This is a genomic window from Aeromicrobium sp. NPDC092404 (genome assembly GCF_040684095.1).
GTDB lineage: Bacteria > Actinomycetota > Actinomycetes > Propionibacteriales > Nocardioidaceae > Aeromicrobium.
The window spans coordinates 348188-364970 of the sequence record NZ_JBFBFI010000001.1; the positions used below are offsets into that span (position 1 = coordinate 348188).

Below are 16783 nucleotides of genomic sequence, written 5' to 3' on the forward strand. Positions count from 1 at the left end.
ACGTATCCGCACCTCTGGGGGAGCGCAACCGGGCGGGAGTCAGGTCGTCAGCCACACCGTCACATCGGTGGTCAGGGTCGCGCCGAGCTCGAGGGGCTCACTGGCCGCGAGGATCGTCGAACCCTCCGGGAGGGCCAGGGGTGTCTCGCCGAGATTCGCCAGGACCGTCACAGATCCATCGGGTGACGTGACGGTGAAGGCCAGGGCATCGTCGGGGAAGCCGTCGAGCCAGGCGAGCCGTCCGCGGCCCAGCCGCAGCTCGCGGCGCAGGCGCAGCAGGCCTCGGTAGAGCTCGAGCGTCGACCCCTCTGCGCCGCGTTGACGGTCCGCCGCGAGCGGTCCGTACTCGGCCGGCTGGGGCAGCCACGACCGGTCGCCGGGCCCGAAGCCGTACGACGGTGCGTCGGCCTCCCACGGGACGGGCACGCGACAACCGTCGCGGCCCTTGGAGGCGCCCTGGGTGCGGGCGAACGTCGGGTCCTGCCGAGCCTCGTCCGGCAGCCGGGTCGCCTCGGGCAGGCCGAGCTCCTCGCCCTGGAAGAGGTAGGCGGAGCCGGGGAGCGCCAGCATCACGGCGGTCGCCGCGCGAGACCGGCGCAGCCCGACCGCGGTGTCCGGCTGCGGGTCGTCGGTCCCGATGCCGTCGATCCGCTCCAGTCCCGGCGTCTGCGGGAAGCCGAGCCGGGTCGCGTGGCGGACGACGTCGTGGTTCGACAGCACCCAGGTCTGGGGCGCGCCGACGGCCTCGGCCTGGGCGAGGGAGTGGGTGATCGTGGCCCGTTGATCGGCCGCCAGCCACGGGGTCATGAGGTACTCGAAGTTGAACGACTGGTGCAGCTCGTCCTTGCGGACGTAGCGGGCCAGCGCCTCCGCAGGAAGGACCCATGCCTCGGCACACAGGATGCGGTCGGCGTCCTGGCCCTCCACGGCGTACGAGTCGGTGATCGTGCGCCAGCTGCGGTAGATGTCGTGGACCCCGGGCTGGTCCCACATCGGAGCCAGGGCGGTGGGCTCGGTGTACTGGTCGAACTCGCTGTCGGGCAGGCCGTCGGCCTTGACCAAGCCGTGCGCCACGTCGATGCGGAAGCCGTCGACTCCGCGGTCGAGCCAGAAACGCAGGACGTCCTCGAGCTCTGCGCGCACCTCGGGGTTGGTCCAGTCGAAGTCGGGCTGGGTCGTGTCGAACAGGTGCAGGTACCACTGCCCGGGTGATCCGTCCGGCTCGGTCGCCCGGGTCCACGCGGGCCCGCCGAACAGGCTCTGCCAGTTGTTGGGCGGCAGCGTCCCGTCGCCGCGGCCGTCGCGGAAGATGTAGCGGGCCCGCTCCGGGCTGCCGGGAGTCGATGCCAGGGCCGCGCGGAACCACGGGTGCTCGTGGGACGAGTGGTTGGGGACGATGTCGACGATGACGCGCAGACCGAGCTCGTGCGCCCGACTGGTCAGCGTGTCGAAATCAGCAAGGTCGCCGAAGACTGGGTCGACGTCCCGGTAGTCGGCCACGTCGTAGCCGGCGTCGTGCTGCGGGGAGGTGTAGAACGGCGAGAGCCACACGGCGTCCACGCCGAGGTCGGCGAGGTGGGGGAGACGTGCCGTGATGCCGGGCAGGTCGCCGATCCCGTCGCCGTCCGAGTCGGCCCACGAGCGTGGGTAGACCTGGTAGATCACCGCGTCGCGCCACCACTGCTCGCCGGATCGTGCCATGTTCGCCTCCCTCCGGGCGCCGGCCGGCGCCGCGTCCAACGTACGCAGGACGACGCACGGGCGTCCCGTCGGGCGTACCTGGGCGCAGGATAGGTTTTGGCCATGTCGCAACGCACCCTCGTCCTGATCAAGCCCGACGCCGTACGCCGCGGCCTGACCGGCCAGATCCTGTCCCGGTTCGAGTCCAAGGGCCTCTCGGTCGTCGCACTGGAGCAGCGGACGATCGACGCCGCCCAGGCCGACGCCCACTACGCCGAGCACGTCGAGCAGCCGTGGTACCCGCCGCTGCGCGAGTTCGCGGTCTCCGGGCCGCTGGTCGCGCTGGTCCTGGAGGGCGACGAGGCCATCGCCGTCGTCCGCCTGCTGAACGGCGTCACCGACGGCCGGCAGGCTGCGCCCGGCACGATCCGCGGCGACTTCTCGCTGTCCAACCGCGAGAACCTCGTGCACGCCTCGGACTCCGAGGAGTCGGCTGCGCGCGAGATCGCGCTCTGGTTCCCCGACCTCTGAGCGTCTGGTCTCAGGCGTAGGTGGGCGCCCGCAGGTGGTGCTCGACCTCGTGGAACTGTCCCCGGACGTCCTCCGGCAGCCAGATCACGTGGTTGGACACCGAGGCGAGGTCGACGTCGTCCTGCAGCGTCACGACGTCGACGACCTGCCGCGGGAAGTCGCGTTCGCGCTCCTCGAACTCCAGCAGGGACACGCGGACCGTGACGCCGAACGAGTTGGGGTTGACCAGCCCGATGCCCCAGAACTCCTCGGGGATGTCGGTCGCCTTCTGGTCGAGGTCGATCATGACGCTGCGGGTCTCCTGCTCCATCGCCGGATGGTCGAGCTCCTCGACGGAGGCGAGCTCGACGTTCACGCCACGCACGTGGCGGCTGCCGGGCCCGTCGAAGCGGAGGATGTCGCGCAGCATGCCGTTGGCGGGCAGCACCGGGCCTCCCCGGTGGGAGCCGTGCACCGTCTGGGTCACGACGTTCGGCAGCTCCTGGCCGTAGACGCTGATGGGCGTGAACGCCAAGGTGGGCATGACGGACACGTCGGTGTGGTTCTCGATCGTCAGGACCTGGTCGGGTCCACCGTCGGTGGCGATCGGCACGTACTTCACGGAGAACGGGCGCTGCTGGCGGGATCTGCGTCTCACACGCCGAGCCTAGGCCGTCGCCTCCGACCGCCCGGCCGGGGACCGATCCGTCGCACGACGTTTTCGCGCCGCGGGGCCCAGCGCCTAACCTAGAGGCATGGCCGTCGAGTCCGTCTTTCCCCGCCTGGAACCGTTGCTGCCCTCCGTGAGCAAGCCGATCCAGTACGTCGGTGGTGAGCTGAACGCGACGAGCAAGGAGTGGGACTCGGCGCAGGTGCGCTGGGCGCTGATGTACCCCGACGCGTACGAGGTGGGGCTGCCCAACCAGGGCGTCCAGATCCTCTACGAGGTCCTCAACGAGCGCGACTGGATCCTGGCCGAGCGGTCGTACGCGGTGTTCTCCGACATGGAGAAGGTCATGCGGGACAACGACATCCCGCAGTTCACGGTCGACGCGCACCGGCCGGTCAAGGCGTTCGACCTGTTCGGCATCTCGTTCTCGACCGAGCTCGGCTACACCAACATGCTCACGGCGCTCGACCTCGCCGGCATCCCGCTGTACGCCGTCGACCGCGGCGAGGACGACCCCATCGTCATCGCCGGCGGCCACTCCGCGTTCAACCCCGAGCCGATTGCGACATTCATCGACGCGGCGGTCCTCGGCGACGGCGAGGAGATCGTGCTGGCGATCAGCGACGTCGTCCGGGAGTGGAAGGACGAGGGGCGCCCGGGCGGACGCGACGAGGTGCTGATGCGCCTCGCGAAGTCCGGCGGCGTCTACGTGCCCAAGTTCTACGACGTCAGCTACCTGCCCGACGGGCGCATCCAGCGCATCGTGCCCAACCGTCCGGGGGTGCCGTGGCGCGTCGCCAAGCACACGCTGATGGACCTCGACTCCTGGCCGTACCCCAAGAACCCGCTGGTCCCGCTCGCCGAGACGGTCCACGAACGCTTCAGCGTCGAGATCTTCCGCGGCTGCACGCGTGGCTGCCGGTTCTGCCAGGCCGGGATGATCACCCGCCCCGTCCGCGAGCGCTCGATCGAGGGCATCGGCGCGATGGTGCAGAACGGCCTCGACAAGACCGGCTTCGAGGAGGTCGGCCTGCTGAGCCTCTCGAGTGCCGACCACACCGAGATCGGCGAGGTCGCCAAGCAGCTCGGTGACCGCTACGAGGGCACCAACACCTCGCTGTCGCTGCCCTCGACCCGCGTGGACGCCTTCAACATCACCCTGGCCAACGAGTTCAGCCGCAACGGCCGCCGCTCGGGGCTGACGTTCGCGCCCGAGGGCGGCAGCGAGCGGCTGCGCAAGGTCATCAACAAGATGGTCAGCGAGGACGACCTCATCCGTACCGTCGCCGCGGCCTACTCGCACGGCTGGCGGCAGGTGAAGCTCTACTTCATGTGCGGCCTGCCGACGGAGACCGACGAGGACGTCATGCAGATCGGCGAGCTCGCCAAGCGGGTCATCCAGACCGGCCGTGAGGTCTCGGGACGCAACGACATCCGCTGCACGGTCTCGATCGGTGGCTTCGTGCCCAAGCCGCACACCCCGTTCCAGTGGGCGTCGCAGCTCGACCACGAGACGACCGACGAGCGGCTCAAGAAGCTGCGCGACGCCGTGCGCGCCGACAAGAGGTACGGCAAGGCGATCGGCTTCCGCTACCACGACGGCAAGCCCGGCACGATCGAAGGACTGCTCTCACGCGGCGACCGCCGTGTCGGCCGGGTCATCGAGGCCGTGTGGCGCGACGGCGGCCGGTTCGACGGCTGGAGCGAGCACTTCTCGTACGACCGGTGGGCTGACAAGACCGCCGAGGCGCTGGCCGACGAGCCGGTCGACCTCGACTGGTACACCGTCCGCGAGCGCGAGTACGCCGAGGTGCTGCCGTGGGACCACCTCGACGCTGGCCTCGATCGTGACTGGTTGTGGGAGGACTGGCAGGACGCGCTCAACCCCGACGGCGCGCTCGAGGTGGAGGACTGCCGCTGGACCCCGTGCTTCGACTGCGGCGTCTGCCCGCAGATGGACACCGAGATCCAGATCGGTCCCACCGGTCGAAGCCTCCTGCCGCTCTCGGTGGTCTGAGCCGGAGCACGGATGCCTTAGGGCAACCTCGGGCGCAGGTCAGCGCAAAGATAGGGCAGGTGCCCGATGTGGCGACCCCACCTTAGAAATCACGATGGAGACATCGAGATCGAAGGAGTGGTCATCATGACTGCATCGGACTACACCCACCACGCGCTCTTCCTGCAGCGCGAGCAGGAGATGAACCTCCGCAACGAGCGCCGTCGCGTCGCCCTGGAGCGCCATGGCGTACGAGCGAAGGCGCGGCCGGCGCGGCACGGGCTGTCCTACGTCGTGCGGCACCGGCTTGCGGAGCTCTTCTCCGACGCTCCGGCGCATGGCTGAGGGCGATTCCGAAGACCGTCAAACCGTCGGCGGGAGGTGGCACGATGAGACCGTGCACCTCCCGCCTTCCAGCGCCACCCTGATCGGGCGCGCGGCCGACCTGCGCGAGCTCGAGGCGCTCTACGCCCAGGTCGTGGCGGGCGAGCCGAGAGCGGTCGTCATCGCCGGAGAGGCCGGCATCGGCAAGAGCCGGCTCCTCACCGAGTTCACCGAGCGCACGGCCGACGGCGCCCGCGTGCTGCACGGCCAGTGCGTCGACCTCGGCGAGGTGGCGACGCCCTACGCACCGATCACCGCACTGCTGCGCGAGCTCGTGGCCCAGGAGGGCGCCGAACGCGTGCTCGAGGCCGCCGGCCCCGGCCGCGACACGATCGGCGTGCTGCTCCCCGAGCTGGGCCGGCAGGCCGCAGCGGGGGCGGGTGAGAACCGTCTCCACGAGGGCGTGGCACTGCTGCTCGAGCAGGTCGCGCGAGAGCGTCCGCTGATCTTGGTCGTCGAGGACCTCCACTGGGCCGACGAGGCGACCCTCACGGTGCTGAGGTTCCTGCTGCGCGCCGTCACCTCCGGGCCGATCATGATCGTCCTGAGCTATCGCAGCGACGACGTCCATCGCGGGCACCCGTTGCGGGTGTTCCTCACCGAGATCGAGCGCGGGCGGCGGGCCAAGCGGCTCGAGCTGCGGCGGCTGACCCGCGCCCAGGTGCGCAAGCAGGCCCAGGCGATCCTCGGGCGTACGCCCGACTTCGACCTCGTCGAGAGCGTCTTCGAGCGCAGCGAAGGCGTGCCGTTCTTCGTCGAGGAGCTCGTCGGGTGCGAGGACTCGGTCCTGCCCGAGACCCTCCGCGACGTGCTGCTGGCGCGCTATGAGCGACTGGACGAAGCCACCCAGTACTTCCTGCGGGTGGTCTCGGCGGGCGGCCTGCGGGTCGAGCACGAGCTCGTCAACGCGATCTTCGACCGCGGCTCCGACCAGCTGGACTCGGCGGCCCGCGCTGCGGTCGTCGCGAACGTCCTGGTGGTCGACGACAGCGCCTACACGTTCCGGCACGCCCTGGTGCGCGAGGCGGTGCACGGCGACCTGCTGCCGGGCGAGCGCACCCGCTTCCACGCCCGATACGCCGAGGCGCTCGCCGACCGCGAGAAGCCCGGCGACATCACGGAGATTGCCTATCACTGGCACGCGGCCAACGTCCACGACAAGGCGTTCCCCGCCACGATCGCGGCGATGCGCAGCGCCGCGCACTCCTATGCGTACGCCGCCGCGGCGCAGATGGGGGAGCGTGCCCTCGAGATCTGGGACGCGGTCGACGACGCCCAGGCGGTCGCCGAGATGCCCAGGTCGATGCTGATGGGGCGGGTCGCTGCCTACCTCCACGCGGCCGGCGAGCCCGAACGCGCCCTCGCCACGGTCAACCTCGCGATCTCCGTGGGAGACGTCGAGGGCCCCGATCTCGCCCGTCACCTGATGCTCAAGGCGCAGTGCCTCCAGAACGCCGCGAGGCTCGGCGCGATCCCACTGCTCCAGGAAGCCCTGGAGCTGGTGCCCAAGGGTGTCAACGAGACGTTGCGAGCGACGATCCTCTACCGCCTCGCCGCGAGGTACATGATCGAGGGCGCCCAGCCCGCCGCCGTCGAGACGGCCACGCAGGCCCTCGAGCTCGCCCTCGAGCTCGGCGACCCCGAGGCGGCGTCGGTGGCGTCCAACATCCGTGGGGTGGTTCGCGCACACCGTGGCGACGTCGCGGGCGGCCTGGCCGATCTCGAACGGGCCAAGGACCTCGCCCAGGGCGATCCCGACGCGCTCCTGCGGTTCCGGGTCAACTACTCCGACATGCTCAACCTCCTCGGTCGCTACGACGAGTCCGTCGCGGTCGCCGACGAGGGGCTCGACCGCTCGCGCGAGCTCGGCGTCGAGCGCAGCTCCGGCGCCATCTTGGCGTCCAACATGATCGACCCACTGTTCGCGCAGGGCGAGTGGGAACGAGCCACGCGCCTGCTCGACCGGGTGATCGCGCTGTCACCCCCGTTGACGTTCCGGGTCTACCTCTTGCAGTCCAAGGTCTGGTCGACGTTGTGGCGCGGGGAGCTCGAGGTCGCCGAGCGGATGTTCAAGCAGTGGAGCCCGCACATGATCGCGCTCGCCGAGGTGGAGATCCAGACGAGGCTCCAGTACATCCGGCTGGCCGGCGATCTCGCACTCGCCCGCGGCGACTCGGCCACGGCCTGGACCCACCTGTCCCAGGTCATCGCGGACGACTTCCCCTCCCAGCCCGGGCACGCCATGCCCATCTACGCCCAGGCCGCGCGAGCTCTGAGCCGGCTGCGGGGCGACGGGACCGCCAATGAGGATCTCGACGACGCCGAGCAGCAGCTGCGCAAGAAGCTGGCCACCGACTCGTTCTGGCCGACGGCTGGCCAGTGGACCACCGTGGTCGACGCCGAGCTGGGCGGGCCTTCCCGCACCGGCGACGACCCCGATGCCTGGCAGCACGCGCTGGATCTCGCCGACACGCTTCCGGCCCAGCTGCGCCCCTACATGCTGCTGCGCCTCGCGATGGCGCAGCACGCGGGCGGGCGCCGCGCCGACTCGTCGGTCTCCGTGCTGGCGGCGATCGAAGCCGCCGATGCCCTCGGGGCAGGGCTGGTGACCGCCGAGGCGCTGTCCTTCGCCGGGCGAGCCGGGCTGCCCATCGGCGGTGCCGCCGATCGCCACGAGACCGGGTCGGTCACGTTGACGGCACGCGAGCAGCAGGTGCTCGACCTGATCGCCGAGGGGCTGACCAACCGGCAGATCGGCGAGCGGCTGTTCATCAGCGTCAAGACCGCGAGCGTCCACGTCTCGGCCATCCTGCGCAAGCTGGGTGCGTCGAGCCGCACCGAGGCAGCCATGATCGCCGAACGATCGACCATCCGCGTCTAGGGGACCTCAGGCGGGTCTGAGGTACCTCAGACCCCTCCTGTGGTGAGGACTCAGGCAGAAGTTAAGGCATCCGCCCGATGTGGCAGGGCCACCTCAGCGACGAATGTAGGTGATGTCGAAAGAACCCCAGAGACGGAGTCCATCATGATCACCGAATACCTCGCACAGGTCGACCACCAGCAGCACGAGCGTGAGCTCGCCGAGACCCTCGAGCGCCGCCGCGTCGCAGCGGAGCGCCTGGTCGCCGAGCAGTTCAACGGCGATCGTCTCGCCCTCATGGCCCACCTGGCCCGTACGCGCCGCGCCACCCTCGCCGTCGCCCGTCCGGTCAGCTGCTGAGGCCTCGCGGCCCGTGTCCGAGGGTGTCCTCGAGCATCACGGGCCGCGCGACGAACCAGCCGGAGACCGCAATCACTGCACTGAGCGCTGTGAGCACGACGAGCGGAGCGGTCCACGAACCGGTGGCGTCGTGCAGCACCCCGGCCCCGAGCGGACCGATCCCGGCGATCAGGTAGCCCGGGCCCTGGGTGAAGACCGACAGCGCGGTGGTGCCCGCAGCCGTACGGGTGCGCTTGCCGATCATCGTCAGGGTCCAGGTGAAGGCGCCACCCCCGAGACCGAGCAGAACGGCCCAGAGCCACGTCAGCGTGGTCGGCGCCAGCAGCACCCCCAGCCATCCAGCGGCGGTCACCGCCGCGAAGGCCACCGGCAGGACCGGTCGGTCCCCGAACACCCGCATGAGCCACGGCAGTCCCAGCGTGAGCGGGATCCCGATGCTGCTCAGCAGGCCGAGCATCGCGCCGGCGTGAGCCTCGCTCAGGCCGGCTTCCGTCAAGATCTCGGGCAACCAGCCGAACTGGGCGTACGCCATCGCAGACTGCGAGCCGAACAGCAGCAGCATCGCCCACGTCAAGGGTGAGCGGACGACGTCACGGGCGGCGAGCCGCTCCGGCCCCGCGGGATCGGTGCGTACGTCGTGCCGAAGGAAGGCCAGCCAAGGGAGCAGCGCCGCGAACGACAGCGCCGCCCACAGGCCGAGACCCTCCCGCCACCCCCCGAGCGCGTCCGACAGCGGAACCGTGGCGAACGAGCCGAGGCTGGCGCCGGCCATCAGAGCCGCGCCGTAGAGCGCGCTCATGAGCCCGATCCGGTCGGGGAAGTGCACCTTGACCAGGGGCGGAAGGATGATGTTGCCCATCGCGGCCCCGGCCAGCGCCAAGGTCGTGAAGACCAGGAACAGCCCGGTCGTGTCGACCAAGGCCCGTAGGACGAGTCCCGCCGTGACCAGGCCGAGCACGAGGGCCGCCGTGCGGTGGAGCCCGAGCCGTTTGACGACGCCGTGGGCGCCCACGCCGAAGACCGAGAAGCAGATGACCGGCACGGCGGTGAGGATCCCGGCGACGGTGGTGCTCATCCCGAGGTCGTCGCGGAGCGGCCCGAGGACGACGCCGACGCTGCCCACGGCCACCCGCAGGTTGAGGGCCAGCAGCACGATCGCGGCGCCGACGAGCAGACGTCCCCGGGTCGTGGGCCGGGGTGCAGCGGAGGTCACGATCCACCATCCTGCCCTGCGCAGCAGCGCCGCGACGTCCGGGTCCGTCGCGGGCCGGGATCGTGCCCACGCATCGATCGCCGAGACGCTGCGCGGGTAGCCTCGTCGGGTGACAACCCTCGAGGGGACGCCGAACCCCGAAGCCCCGAATCCGCAGCTGCCCATCGTCCAGAAGCTCCGGATCCGCTACGCCAAGCGCGGACGCCTGCGGTTCACGAGTCATCGCGACTTCGCCCGCGCGTTCGAGCGAGCCGTGAGGCGAGCCGGCATACCGATCGCGTTCTCGTCGGGGTTCACGCCGCACCCCAAGATCTCGTACGCCAACGCGTCGCCGACGGGCGCGGCCAGCGAGGCGGAGTACCTCGAGATCGGCATGACGAGGCGCTGCGACCCCGACGACGTTCGGGCGTCCCTCGACGCGGCGCTGCCCGACGGGCTCGATCTCGTCGACGTCGTCGAGGCCAGGCCCGGCGCCCTGGCCGACCGTCTCGAGGCCAGCTCTTGGGAGATCGCGTTGCCCGGGGTGGCCCCTGAGCACGCTCAATCTGCCGTCGAGGCGTTCCTCGCGACCGAGGAGGTGCTGATCGAGCGCATGATGAAGCGCGGCCTCCGCACGTTGGACTGCCGCGACGCCGTGCTGGCCCTGTCCGCGCGTTCCGACGAGACCCGGATGGGCCCATGTGCGATACTGGCCGTGGTTGTACGACACGACACACCGTCGATACGACCGGACGACGTTCTCGCCGGACTCCGATCCAGCGGTGGCCTCGAGCTCGAGCAGACGCCCATCGCGACTCGCTTGGCCCAGGGCCCTCTGGACACAGAGACCGGCACGGTGGGCGATCCATTTGCCTTCGACCGCGACGCATCCTGACGGGTGTCGACCGCGGCGGTGAATGTGGGAGCTGATGTGACAGACCAAGGATCGACGTCACACCCCGGCGCGTGGCGCAGGGGTTGACCGAAGGCTTCAGGCCCGCTTGACGGGCCGCAGACGTGCCCAGGCCGATCTCGATCGGCCTCGGGCGAAGGAGAGCACATGCTCGACGACAACGAGACACCCGCCGGATCCACCACCGAGACACCCCCCGCACGCCGCAGGGCCGCCGGCCGCCCCGCCGGACCGCCCGCAGCAGTCAGCTTCTCCGCTCCTGCTGCGCCTGAGCCCAAGGCCCAGGCGCCCCAGGACGACGCTCCCGCCGAGCCCCGTGCCAAGAAGGCGCCGGCCAAGAAGGCCCCGGCTGACCAGCAGGCAGCAGGGGCCGGCGATGGGGCCGGCGGTGCCGACGAGGACACGACCGAGGCACCCGTCAAGAAGGCCCCGGCCAGGAAGGCCGCGGCCAAGAAGTCCGCCGCCAAGGATGACGAGGACGACTCCGCCGAATCAGCGCCCGTCCCCGCGACAGCGGCGATGTTCAAGGCGCCGGAGCCGGGGCTTGCGCCCGCTCGCCCCAAGCCGGCCCAGTCCGACGTCGATGACGACGCCGAGGACGAGGACGACGACGATCCTGACGCGCCCAAGCGGCGTCGCCGCAGCCGGGGCGGCCGCCGCCGCCGCAAGGGCGATGCGGACGGCGACGAGGCCTCGGGCGACGGCGACACCGAGAGCGACGACGACTCCGAGGACGACGGCAACGGCGGGACCCGCCGCAGGCGTCGCCGGGCCCGTGCCGGAGAAGGCGCCGACGCGTCGCCGGACGATCCGGAGAACACCGTCGTCCGGGTACGCAATGGGCGGACCGCCGAGGACGAGATCACCGGCGTCGCCGGCTCGACCCGCCTCGAGGCCAAGAAGCAGCGCCGTCGCGAGGGCCGCGAGGCCGGACGCCGCCGCGCGCCGATCGTCTCCGAGGCCGAGTTCCTGGCCCGTCGTGAGTCGGTCAAGCGCGAGATGGTCGTGCGCCAGCGTGACGACTACACGCAGATCGCCGTGATCGAGGACAACGTCCTGGTCGAGCACTACGTCGCCCGCGAGTCCCAGGTCTCGATCATCGGCAACGTCTACCTCGGCAAGGTCCAGAACGTCCTGCCGAGCATGGAGGCGGCCTTCGTCGACATCGGCGCCGGCCGCAACGCCGTCCTGTACGCCGGTGAGGTCGACTGGACCACTCTGGGCAACGGCAAGCAGCGCAAGATCGAGGATGCGCTCAAGCCCGGCCAGACGATCCTGGTCCAGGTCTCCAAGGACCCGATCGGCCAGAAGGGTGCTCGTCTGACGAGCCAGATCAGCCTGCCCGGCCGGTTCCTGGTGCTGGTGCCCGGCGGTCAGACCAGTGGCATCTCGCGCAAGCTGCCCGAGAACGAGCGAGCGCGCCTGAAGACCCTGCTCAAGGAAGTCCTGCCCGACAACACCGGCGTCATCGTCCGCACCGCCGCAGAGGGGGCGACCGAGGAGCAGCTGACGCGCGACGTCACTGCGCTCTCGGCCCGCTGGGAGGTCATCGAGGGCAAGGTGGCGGCCGGCAAGGCGCCCGAGCTGCTCTACTCCGAGCCCGACCTGATGATCAAGGTCGTGCGGGACCTCTTCAACGAGGACTTCCAAGGTCTCGTCGTCGAGGGCGACGACGCCTGGGACATGATCAAGGGCTACATCGACCACGTCGCGCCCGACCTCGCTGAGCGGGTCAGGCGCTGGGAGGCCGAGGACGGGCAGGACGCCTTCACGGCGTACCGGCTCGACGAGCAGATCCACAAGGCCCTCGACCGCAAGGTCTTCCTGCCGTCGGGCGGTTCCCTCGTGATCGACCGCACCGAGGCGATGACGGTCGTCGACGTCAACACTGGCAAGTACACCGGCTCCGGGGGCAACCTCGAGGAGACCGTGACCAAGAACAACCTCGAAGCAGCCGAGGAGGTCGTCCGCCAGCTCCGGCTGCGTGACATCGGCGGCATCATCGTCGTCGACTTCATCGACATGGTGCTCGAGAGCAACCGCGACCTCGTGCTCCGCCGCCTCGTCGAGTGCCTCGGTCGTGACCGCACCCGTCATCAGGTCGCCGAGGTCACGTCGCTCGGCCTCGTCCAGATGACGCGCAAGCGCATCGGCACGGGACTGCTCGAGTCGTTCAGCCACGAGTGTGAGCACTGCAACGGTCGTGGCGTCATGATCCAGGACGCCCCGGTCGAGCCCAAGAAGGACGAGCAGCGTCGCGGTGGCCGAGGCGGCCGCGGTGGAGGTGGCCGCACCGGCAACGGCAACCAGGGCGGCAACGGCAACGGCAACCAGGGCAGCAACGGCAACCAGGGCGGCAACGGCAACCAGGGCGGCAACGCCAAACGCGGCAACGGCTCGGGCCGCAACCAGCCCGACCAGGCTTCCGACGCGGCAACGGGTGGCAACACGCCCGACAAGCCCGCGGACCCCGCACCGAGCAACGGCGACACGCAGGACGGCGCCTCGACCGAGAACCGCGCTCCGGCTCCCGACGTCGCGCCTGCCGACCGCACGCCGGACGACCAGGCTGCTGCACCGGCGAAGAAGACCTCGCGCAAGCGGGGCTCGGCCTCCAAGCCGGCCGGCCCGCCGCCGCCCGTCGAACCGGCCAGCACCCAGGTCGCCGGCACGACTTCTGAGCCTTCTGGACAGGGTGGGGACAACCCCGTTTTGACCAGCGAGGGTCAGGCTCCGTAAACTAGTCCTTCGGTGCGCTCTGCGCGCCGTTCTCGCGCGGCCCGCTTCTTCGAGCGGGCGTGCCCCCAGAGCTGAAACGAGTGAGGAATCCCGTGGTGTACGCAATCGTCCGCAGTGGCGGCAACCAGCAGAAGGTAGCCGTCGGCGACGTCATCCAGATCGACAAGGTCACGCAGGCCGAGGGCGAGACGCTGTCCCTTCCCGCGGTGCTGTTCGTCGACGGCGAGACCGTCACGGCCGACGCCGACTCGCTCGCCAAGATCACGGTGACCGCCGAGGTCCTGGGCCTGTCCAAGGGTCCCAAGATCGTCATCCAGAAGTACAAGAACAAGACCGGCTACAAGAAGCGTCAGGGTCATCGTCAGAAGTACACCCAGGTGAAGATCACCGGGATCAAGAAGTAGAGGACTGAACTCATGGCACACAAGAAGGGCGCAGCCTCCACCAAGAACGGCCGCGACTCCAACGCGCAACGCCTCGGCGTGAAGCGCTTCGGCGGGCAGCTCGTCAACGCCGGCGAGATCATCGTGCGTCAGCGCGGCACCCACTTCCACCCCGGCACCAACGTCGGCCGTGGCGGCGACGACACGCTCTTCGCACTGTCCTCGGGCGCGGTCGAGTTCGGCCGCCGCCGTGGGCGCAAGGTCGTCAACATCGTCCCCGGCGTCCCGGCGGAGTAGTTCGGCGAGCACACTCTCTCAGACACATCGAGTCGAAGGGGCGGTCCGCAGCTGCGGGCTGCCCCTTCGTCCCGTTTCACGGCAACAATCGAGTTCTCGGTCCCTAGAGGCCCACACGGAAGGAGCGACCGGTGGCTGTTCCCAGCTTCGTCGACAAGGTGACGCTCCACGTCACGGCCGGCTCCGGCGGCGACGGTGTGGCCTCGGTCCACCGCGAGAAGTTCAAGCCCCTCGGCGGCCCTGACGGCGGCAACGGCGGGCACGGCGGCGACGTCATCCTGCGCGTGGGGGCGGACGTCACGACGCTCGTCGACTACCACCACGAGCCCCACCGCAAGGCCACCAACGGTGCGCCCGGTGCCGGCAGCAACCGCAGCGGCAGCAACGGCGAGGACCTGGTCCTTCGGGTGCCCGACGGCACGGTCGTCCGCGACGAGCACGGCGAGCTGCTGGCCGACCTGGTGGGACCCGGCACCGAGCTGGTCATCGCTGCCGGCGGTCGCGGGGGGCTCGGCAATGCCGCGCTCGCCTCGTCCAAGCGCAAGGCTCCCGGCTTCGCCCTCAAGGGTGAGCCCGGCGACGAGCTGGTCTTCACGCTCGAGCTCAAGGTCGTCGCAGACATCGGTCTCGTCGGCTTCCCGAGCGCCGGCAAGTCCAGCCTGATCGCGGCGCTGTCGCGGGCGAGGCCCAAGATCGCCGACTACCCGTTCACGACGCTCGTGCCCAACCTCGGCGTCGTCACGGCCGGCTCCACGACGTTCACCGTCGCCGACGTTCCCGGGCTCATCGAGGGAGCCAGCGAGGGTCGGGGGCTGGGTCACGACTTCCTGCGTCACGTCGAGCGGTGTGCCGCGCTCGTGCACGTCATCGACTGCGCAACCGTCGACCCGGGCCGCGACCCGCTGACCGACCTCGACGTCATCGAGGCCGAGCTCACGAAGTACGCCGACGCGACCGGCAGCGACCTGAGCGACCGGCCCCGCCTGGTCGCGCTCAACAAGACCGACGTCCCCGACGCCAAGGAGATCGCGGGGTTCGTCCGCGACGAGCTCGAGTCTCGAGGCTTGGAGGTCTTCGACGTCTCGGCGGCGAGTCACGCCGGGCTGCGCGAGCTGTCGTTCGCGATGGCCGAGATCGTCGCCTCGCGCCGCGCGGAGACGCCGGTCGCCGAGGTGACCCGCATCGTGCTGCGGCCCAAGGCCGAGGCCGGGGTGGGCCGCGAGTTCACCATCACCCAGCGCGACGGCCAGTGGATCGTGCGGGGCGACAAGCCCAAGCGGTGGGTGCGCCAGACCGACTTCAGCAACGACGAGGCCGTCGGCTTCCTCGCCGACCGGCTCAACCGGCTCGGTGTCGAGGACGAGCTGCTCAAGCTCGGTGCCAAGGCCGGCGACGACGTCATCATCGGCGACGAGGACGACGCGGTCATGTTCGACTTCGACCCGCAGATCCCGGCCGGTGCCGAGGTCCTGGGCCGGCGCGGCGAGGACCTGCGCATCGACCAGTCGGATCGCCGGACCAACGTGCAGCGTCGCGAGGAGCTCGCCGCCAGGCGGGCGTACGAGGCCGAGAAGCGCGAGGCGCGCGAAGTGGGACAGGAGCCGGACTGGAGCTTCCCCGAGGACGATCCGTCGCTGGCCGACGACGTCGCCGACGGTGCTGAACTGGACGGTGATGGCGCCTCCGAGGACCCGCGCTGATGACCCGCATCGTGGTCAAGGTGGGTTCGTCGTCGCTCAGCTCTGCTGAGGGCGGCCTGGACGGCCAGCGCGTCGACGCATTGGTCGATGCTCTCGCTGCGGGCCGGGATCGCGGCGACGAGATCGTGCTCGTGAGCTCCGGCGCGATCGCCGCGGGGCTCGCGCCGCTCGCCCTGCCTCGCCGTCCGCGCGACCTCGCAACCCAGCAGGCGGCCGCGAGCGTGGGACAGGGCGCCCTCATCGCGCGCTACGCGCAACGGTTCGCCCGCCACGACCTCGTCGTCGGTCAGGTCCTGCTGACCGCCGACGACGTCACGCGGCGCAGCCATTACCGCAACGCCTACCAGACCTTCGCCCGGCTCCTGGAGCTCGGCGTCGTGCCGATCGTCAACGAGAACGACACCGTGGCGACGAGCGAGATCCGGTTCGGCGACAACGACCGGCTGGCGGCTCTCGTGTCACACCTGGTCCACGCCGACCTGCTCGTCCTGCTGTCGGACGTCGACGGGCTGTACGACGGTGACCCGCGGCGCGAGGGCGCGCGCATCATCGCGGACGTCCACGGCGAGGCCGACATCGCCGAGCTCGACATCGTGCGGCCCAGTGCCTCCGCGATCGGGACCGGGGGGATGGTCACCAAGGTCGAGGCGGCACGCATCGCCACCGGCGCCGGCATCCCGGTCGTCCTGACGTCGGCTCCGCAGGCCGGCGCGGCGCTCGAGGGCAGGCCCGTCGGCACCCGGTTCCACCCCACGGGTCGCCGCCGACCCACGCGGCTGCTCTGGCTGGCCCACGCCAGCAACACCAAGGGCGGTGTCCACCTCGACGCCGGCGCGGTGCGGGCCTTGACCGTCCGCAAGGCCTCCTTGCTTCCCGCCGGCATCACCGGAGTCACCGGCACGTTCGTCGCCGGCGACCCGGTCGACCTGATCGGCCCGGACGACGTCGTCATCGCCCGCGGCATCGTCAACTACGACAGCGCTGAGCTGCCGTCGCTCCTTGGCCGATCGACGCGTGACCTCGCCGCTGAGCTCGGTGCCGAGTACGAGCGCGAGGTCGTGCACCGCGACGACATGATGGTGATCTGACCATGGCTCCT

General features: G+C 70.5%; 14 protein-coding genes. 11 read left to right on the top strand and 3 right to left on the bottom strand.

The annotated features are described in order from the left end of the window. Window positions 1–39: 39 nt before the first annotated feature. Window positions 40–1701, bottom strand: a complete 1662-nt coding sequence (locus tag AB0N22_RS01825) for a glycoside hydrolase family 13 protein (RefSeq protein ID WP_364635279.1) — start codon at window positions 1699–1701, stop codon at window positions 40–42. A 102-nt stretch (window positions 1702–1803) separates the two neighbouring features. On the opposite strand from AB0N22_RS01825, the gene ndk reads away from it, so the two are divergent. Then, window positions 1804–2211 carry a nucleoside-diphosphate kinase gene (gene ndk / locus AB0N22_RS01830; protein WP_364635282.1) on the top strand — a complete coding sequence of 136 codons (408 nt, stop codon included), beginning with the start codon at window positions 1804–1806 and terminating at the stop codon, window positions 2209–2211. A 10-nt stretch (window positions 2212–2221) separates the two neighbouring features. On the opposite strand, the gene AB0N22_RS01835 is transcribed toward ndk, so the two are convergent. After that, window positions 2222–2848, bottom strand: a complete 627-nt coding sequence (locus AB0N22_RS01835; RefSeq protein ID WP_364635285.1) for a hypothetical protein — start codon at window positions 2846–2848, stop codon at window positions 2222–2224. Between the two features lie 97 nt (window positions 2849–2945). Here AB0N22_RS01835 and AB0N22_RS01840 point away from each other — a divergent pair, with 97 nt between their 5' ends. From AB0N22_RS01840 to AB0N22_RS01855, 4 genes are all read left to right on the top strand, one after another. Continuing rightward, the gene (locus AB0N22_RS01840; protein ID WP_364635287.1) at window positions 2946–4877 is read left to right on the top strand and encodes a TIGR03960 family B12-binding radical SAM protein; all 1932 of its coding nucleotides are present in this window, start codon (window positions 2946–2948) and stop codon (window positions 4875–4877) included. A gap of 126 nt (window positions 4878–5003) precedes the next feature. Continuing rightward, on the top strand, window positions 5004–5201 hold the full coding sequence (locus AB0N22_RS01845) for a hypothetical protein (RefSeq protein WP_364635290.1): 198 nt from the start codon (window positions 5004–5006) through the stop codon (window positions 5199–5201). 52 nt (window positions 5202–5253) lie between these two features. Continuing rightward, window positions 5254–8121, top strand: a complete 2868-nt coding sequence (locus AB0N22_RS01850) for an AAA family ATPase (RefSeq protein ID WP_364635293.1) — start codon at window positions 5254–5256, stop codon at window positions 8119–8121. Window positions 8122–8265: 144 nt separating this feature from the next. Then, the gene (locus tag AB0N22_RS01855) at window positions 8266–8460 is read left to right on the top strand and encodes a hypothetical protein (RefSeq protein WP_364635296.1); all 195 of its coding nucleotides are present in this window, start codon (window positions 8266–8268) and stop codon (window positions 8458–8460) included. On the opposite strand, the gene AB0N22_RS01860 is transcribed toward AB0N22_RS01855, so the two are convergent. Beyond that, window positions 8450–9673 carry an MFS transporter gene (locus AB0N22_RS01860; RefSeq protein ID WP_364635299.1) on the bottom strand — a complete coding sequence of 408 codons (1224 nt, stop codon included), beginning with the start codon at window positions 9671–9673 and terminating at the stop codon, window positions 8450–8452. The two genes, AB0N22_RS01855 and AB0N22_RS01860, sit on opposite strands and share 11 nt — an antisense overlap. A gap of 109 nt (window positions 9674–9782) precedes the next feature. Between AB0N22_RS01860 and AB0N22_RS01865 the strand changes: the two genes are divergently transcribed. The 6 genes from AB0N22_RS01865 to proB all read left to right on the top strand — a co-directional run bounded on the left by AB0N22_RS01865 (window position 9783) and on the right by proB (window position 16772). Then, window positions 9783–10547: a TIGR03936 family radical SAM-associated protein gene (locus AB0N22_RS01865; RefSeq protein WP_364635302.1), complete on the top strand. Its 765-nt coding sequence runs from the start codon at window positions 9783–9785 to the stop codon at window positions 10545–10547. Between the two features lie 165 nt (window positions 10548–10712). Next, on the top strand, window positions 10713–13304 hold the full coding sequence (locus tag AB0N22_RS01870; RefSeq protein ID WP_364635305.1) for an Rne/Rng family ribonuclease: 2592 nt from the start codon (window positions 10713–10715) through the stop codon (window positions 13302–13304). Window positions 13305–13399: 95 nt separating this feature from the next. Beyond that, window positions 13400–13708 (top strand): 50S ribosomal protein L21, encoded by a 309-nt coding sequence (rplU, locus tag AB0N22_RS01875; RefSeq protein ID WP_364639154.1) that lies wholly within the window; start codon window positions 13400–13402, stop codon window positions 13706–13708. 12 nt (window positions 13709–13720) lie between these two features. Then, complete coding sequence (gene rpmA, locus AB0N22_RS01880) at window positions 13721–13984, top strand: 50S ribosomal protein L27 (RefSeq protein WP_364635308.1); 264 nt, start codon at window positions 13721–13723, stop codon at window positions 13982–13984. A gap of 131 nt (window positions 13985–14115) precedes the next feature. Beyond that, a complete protein-coding gene (gene obgE / locus AB0N22_RS01885; RefSeq protein ID WP_364635310.1) occupies window positions 14116–15684 on the top strand; it encodes a GTPase ObgE in 1569 nt (522 codons plus the stop codon). After that, window positions 15684–16772: a glutamate 5-kinase gene (proB, locus tag AB0N22_RS01890; protein WP_364635313.1), complete on the top strand. Its 1089-nt coding sequence runs from the start codon at window positions 15684–15686 to the stop codon at window positions 16770–16772. Before obgE ends, proB begins: the two co-directional genes overlap by 1 nt. The last annotated feature ends 11 nt before the right edge of the window (window positions 16773–16783 follow it).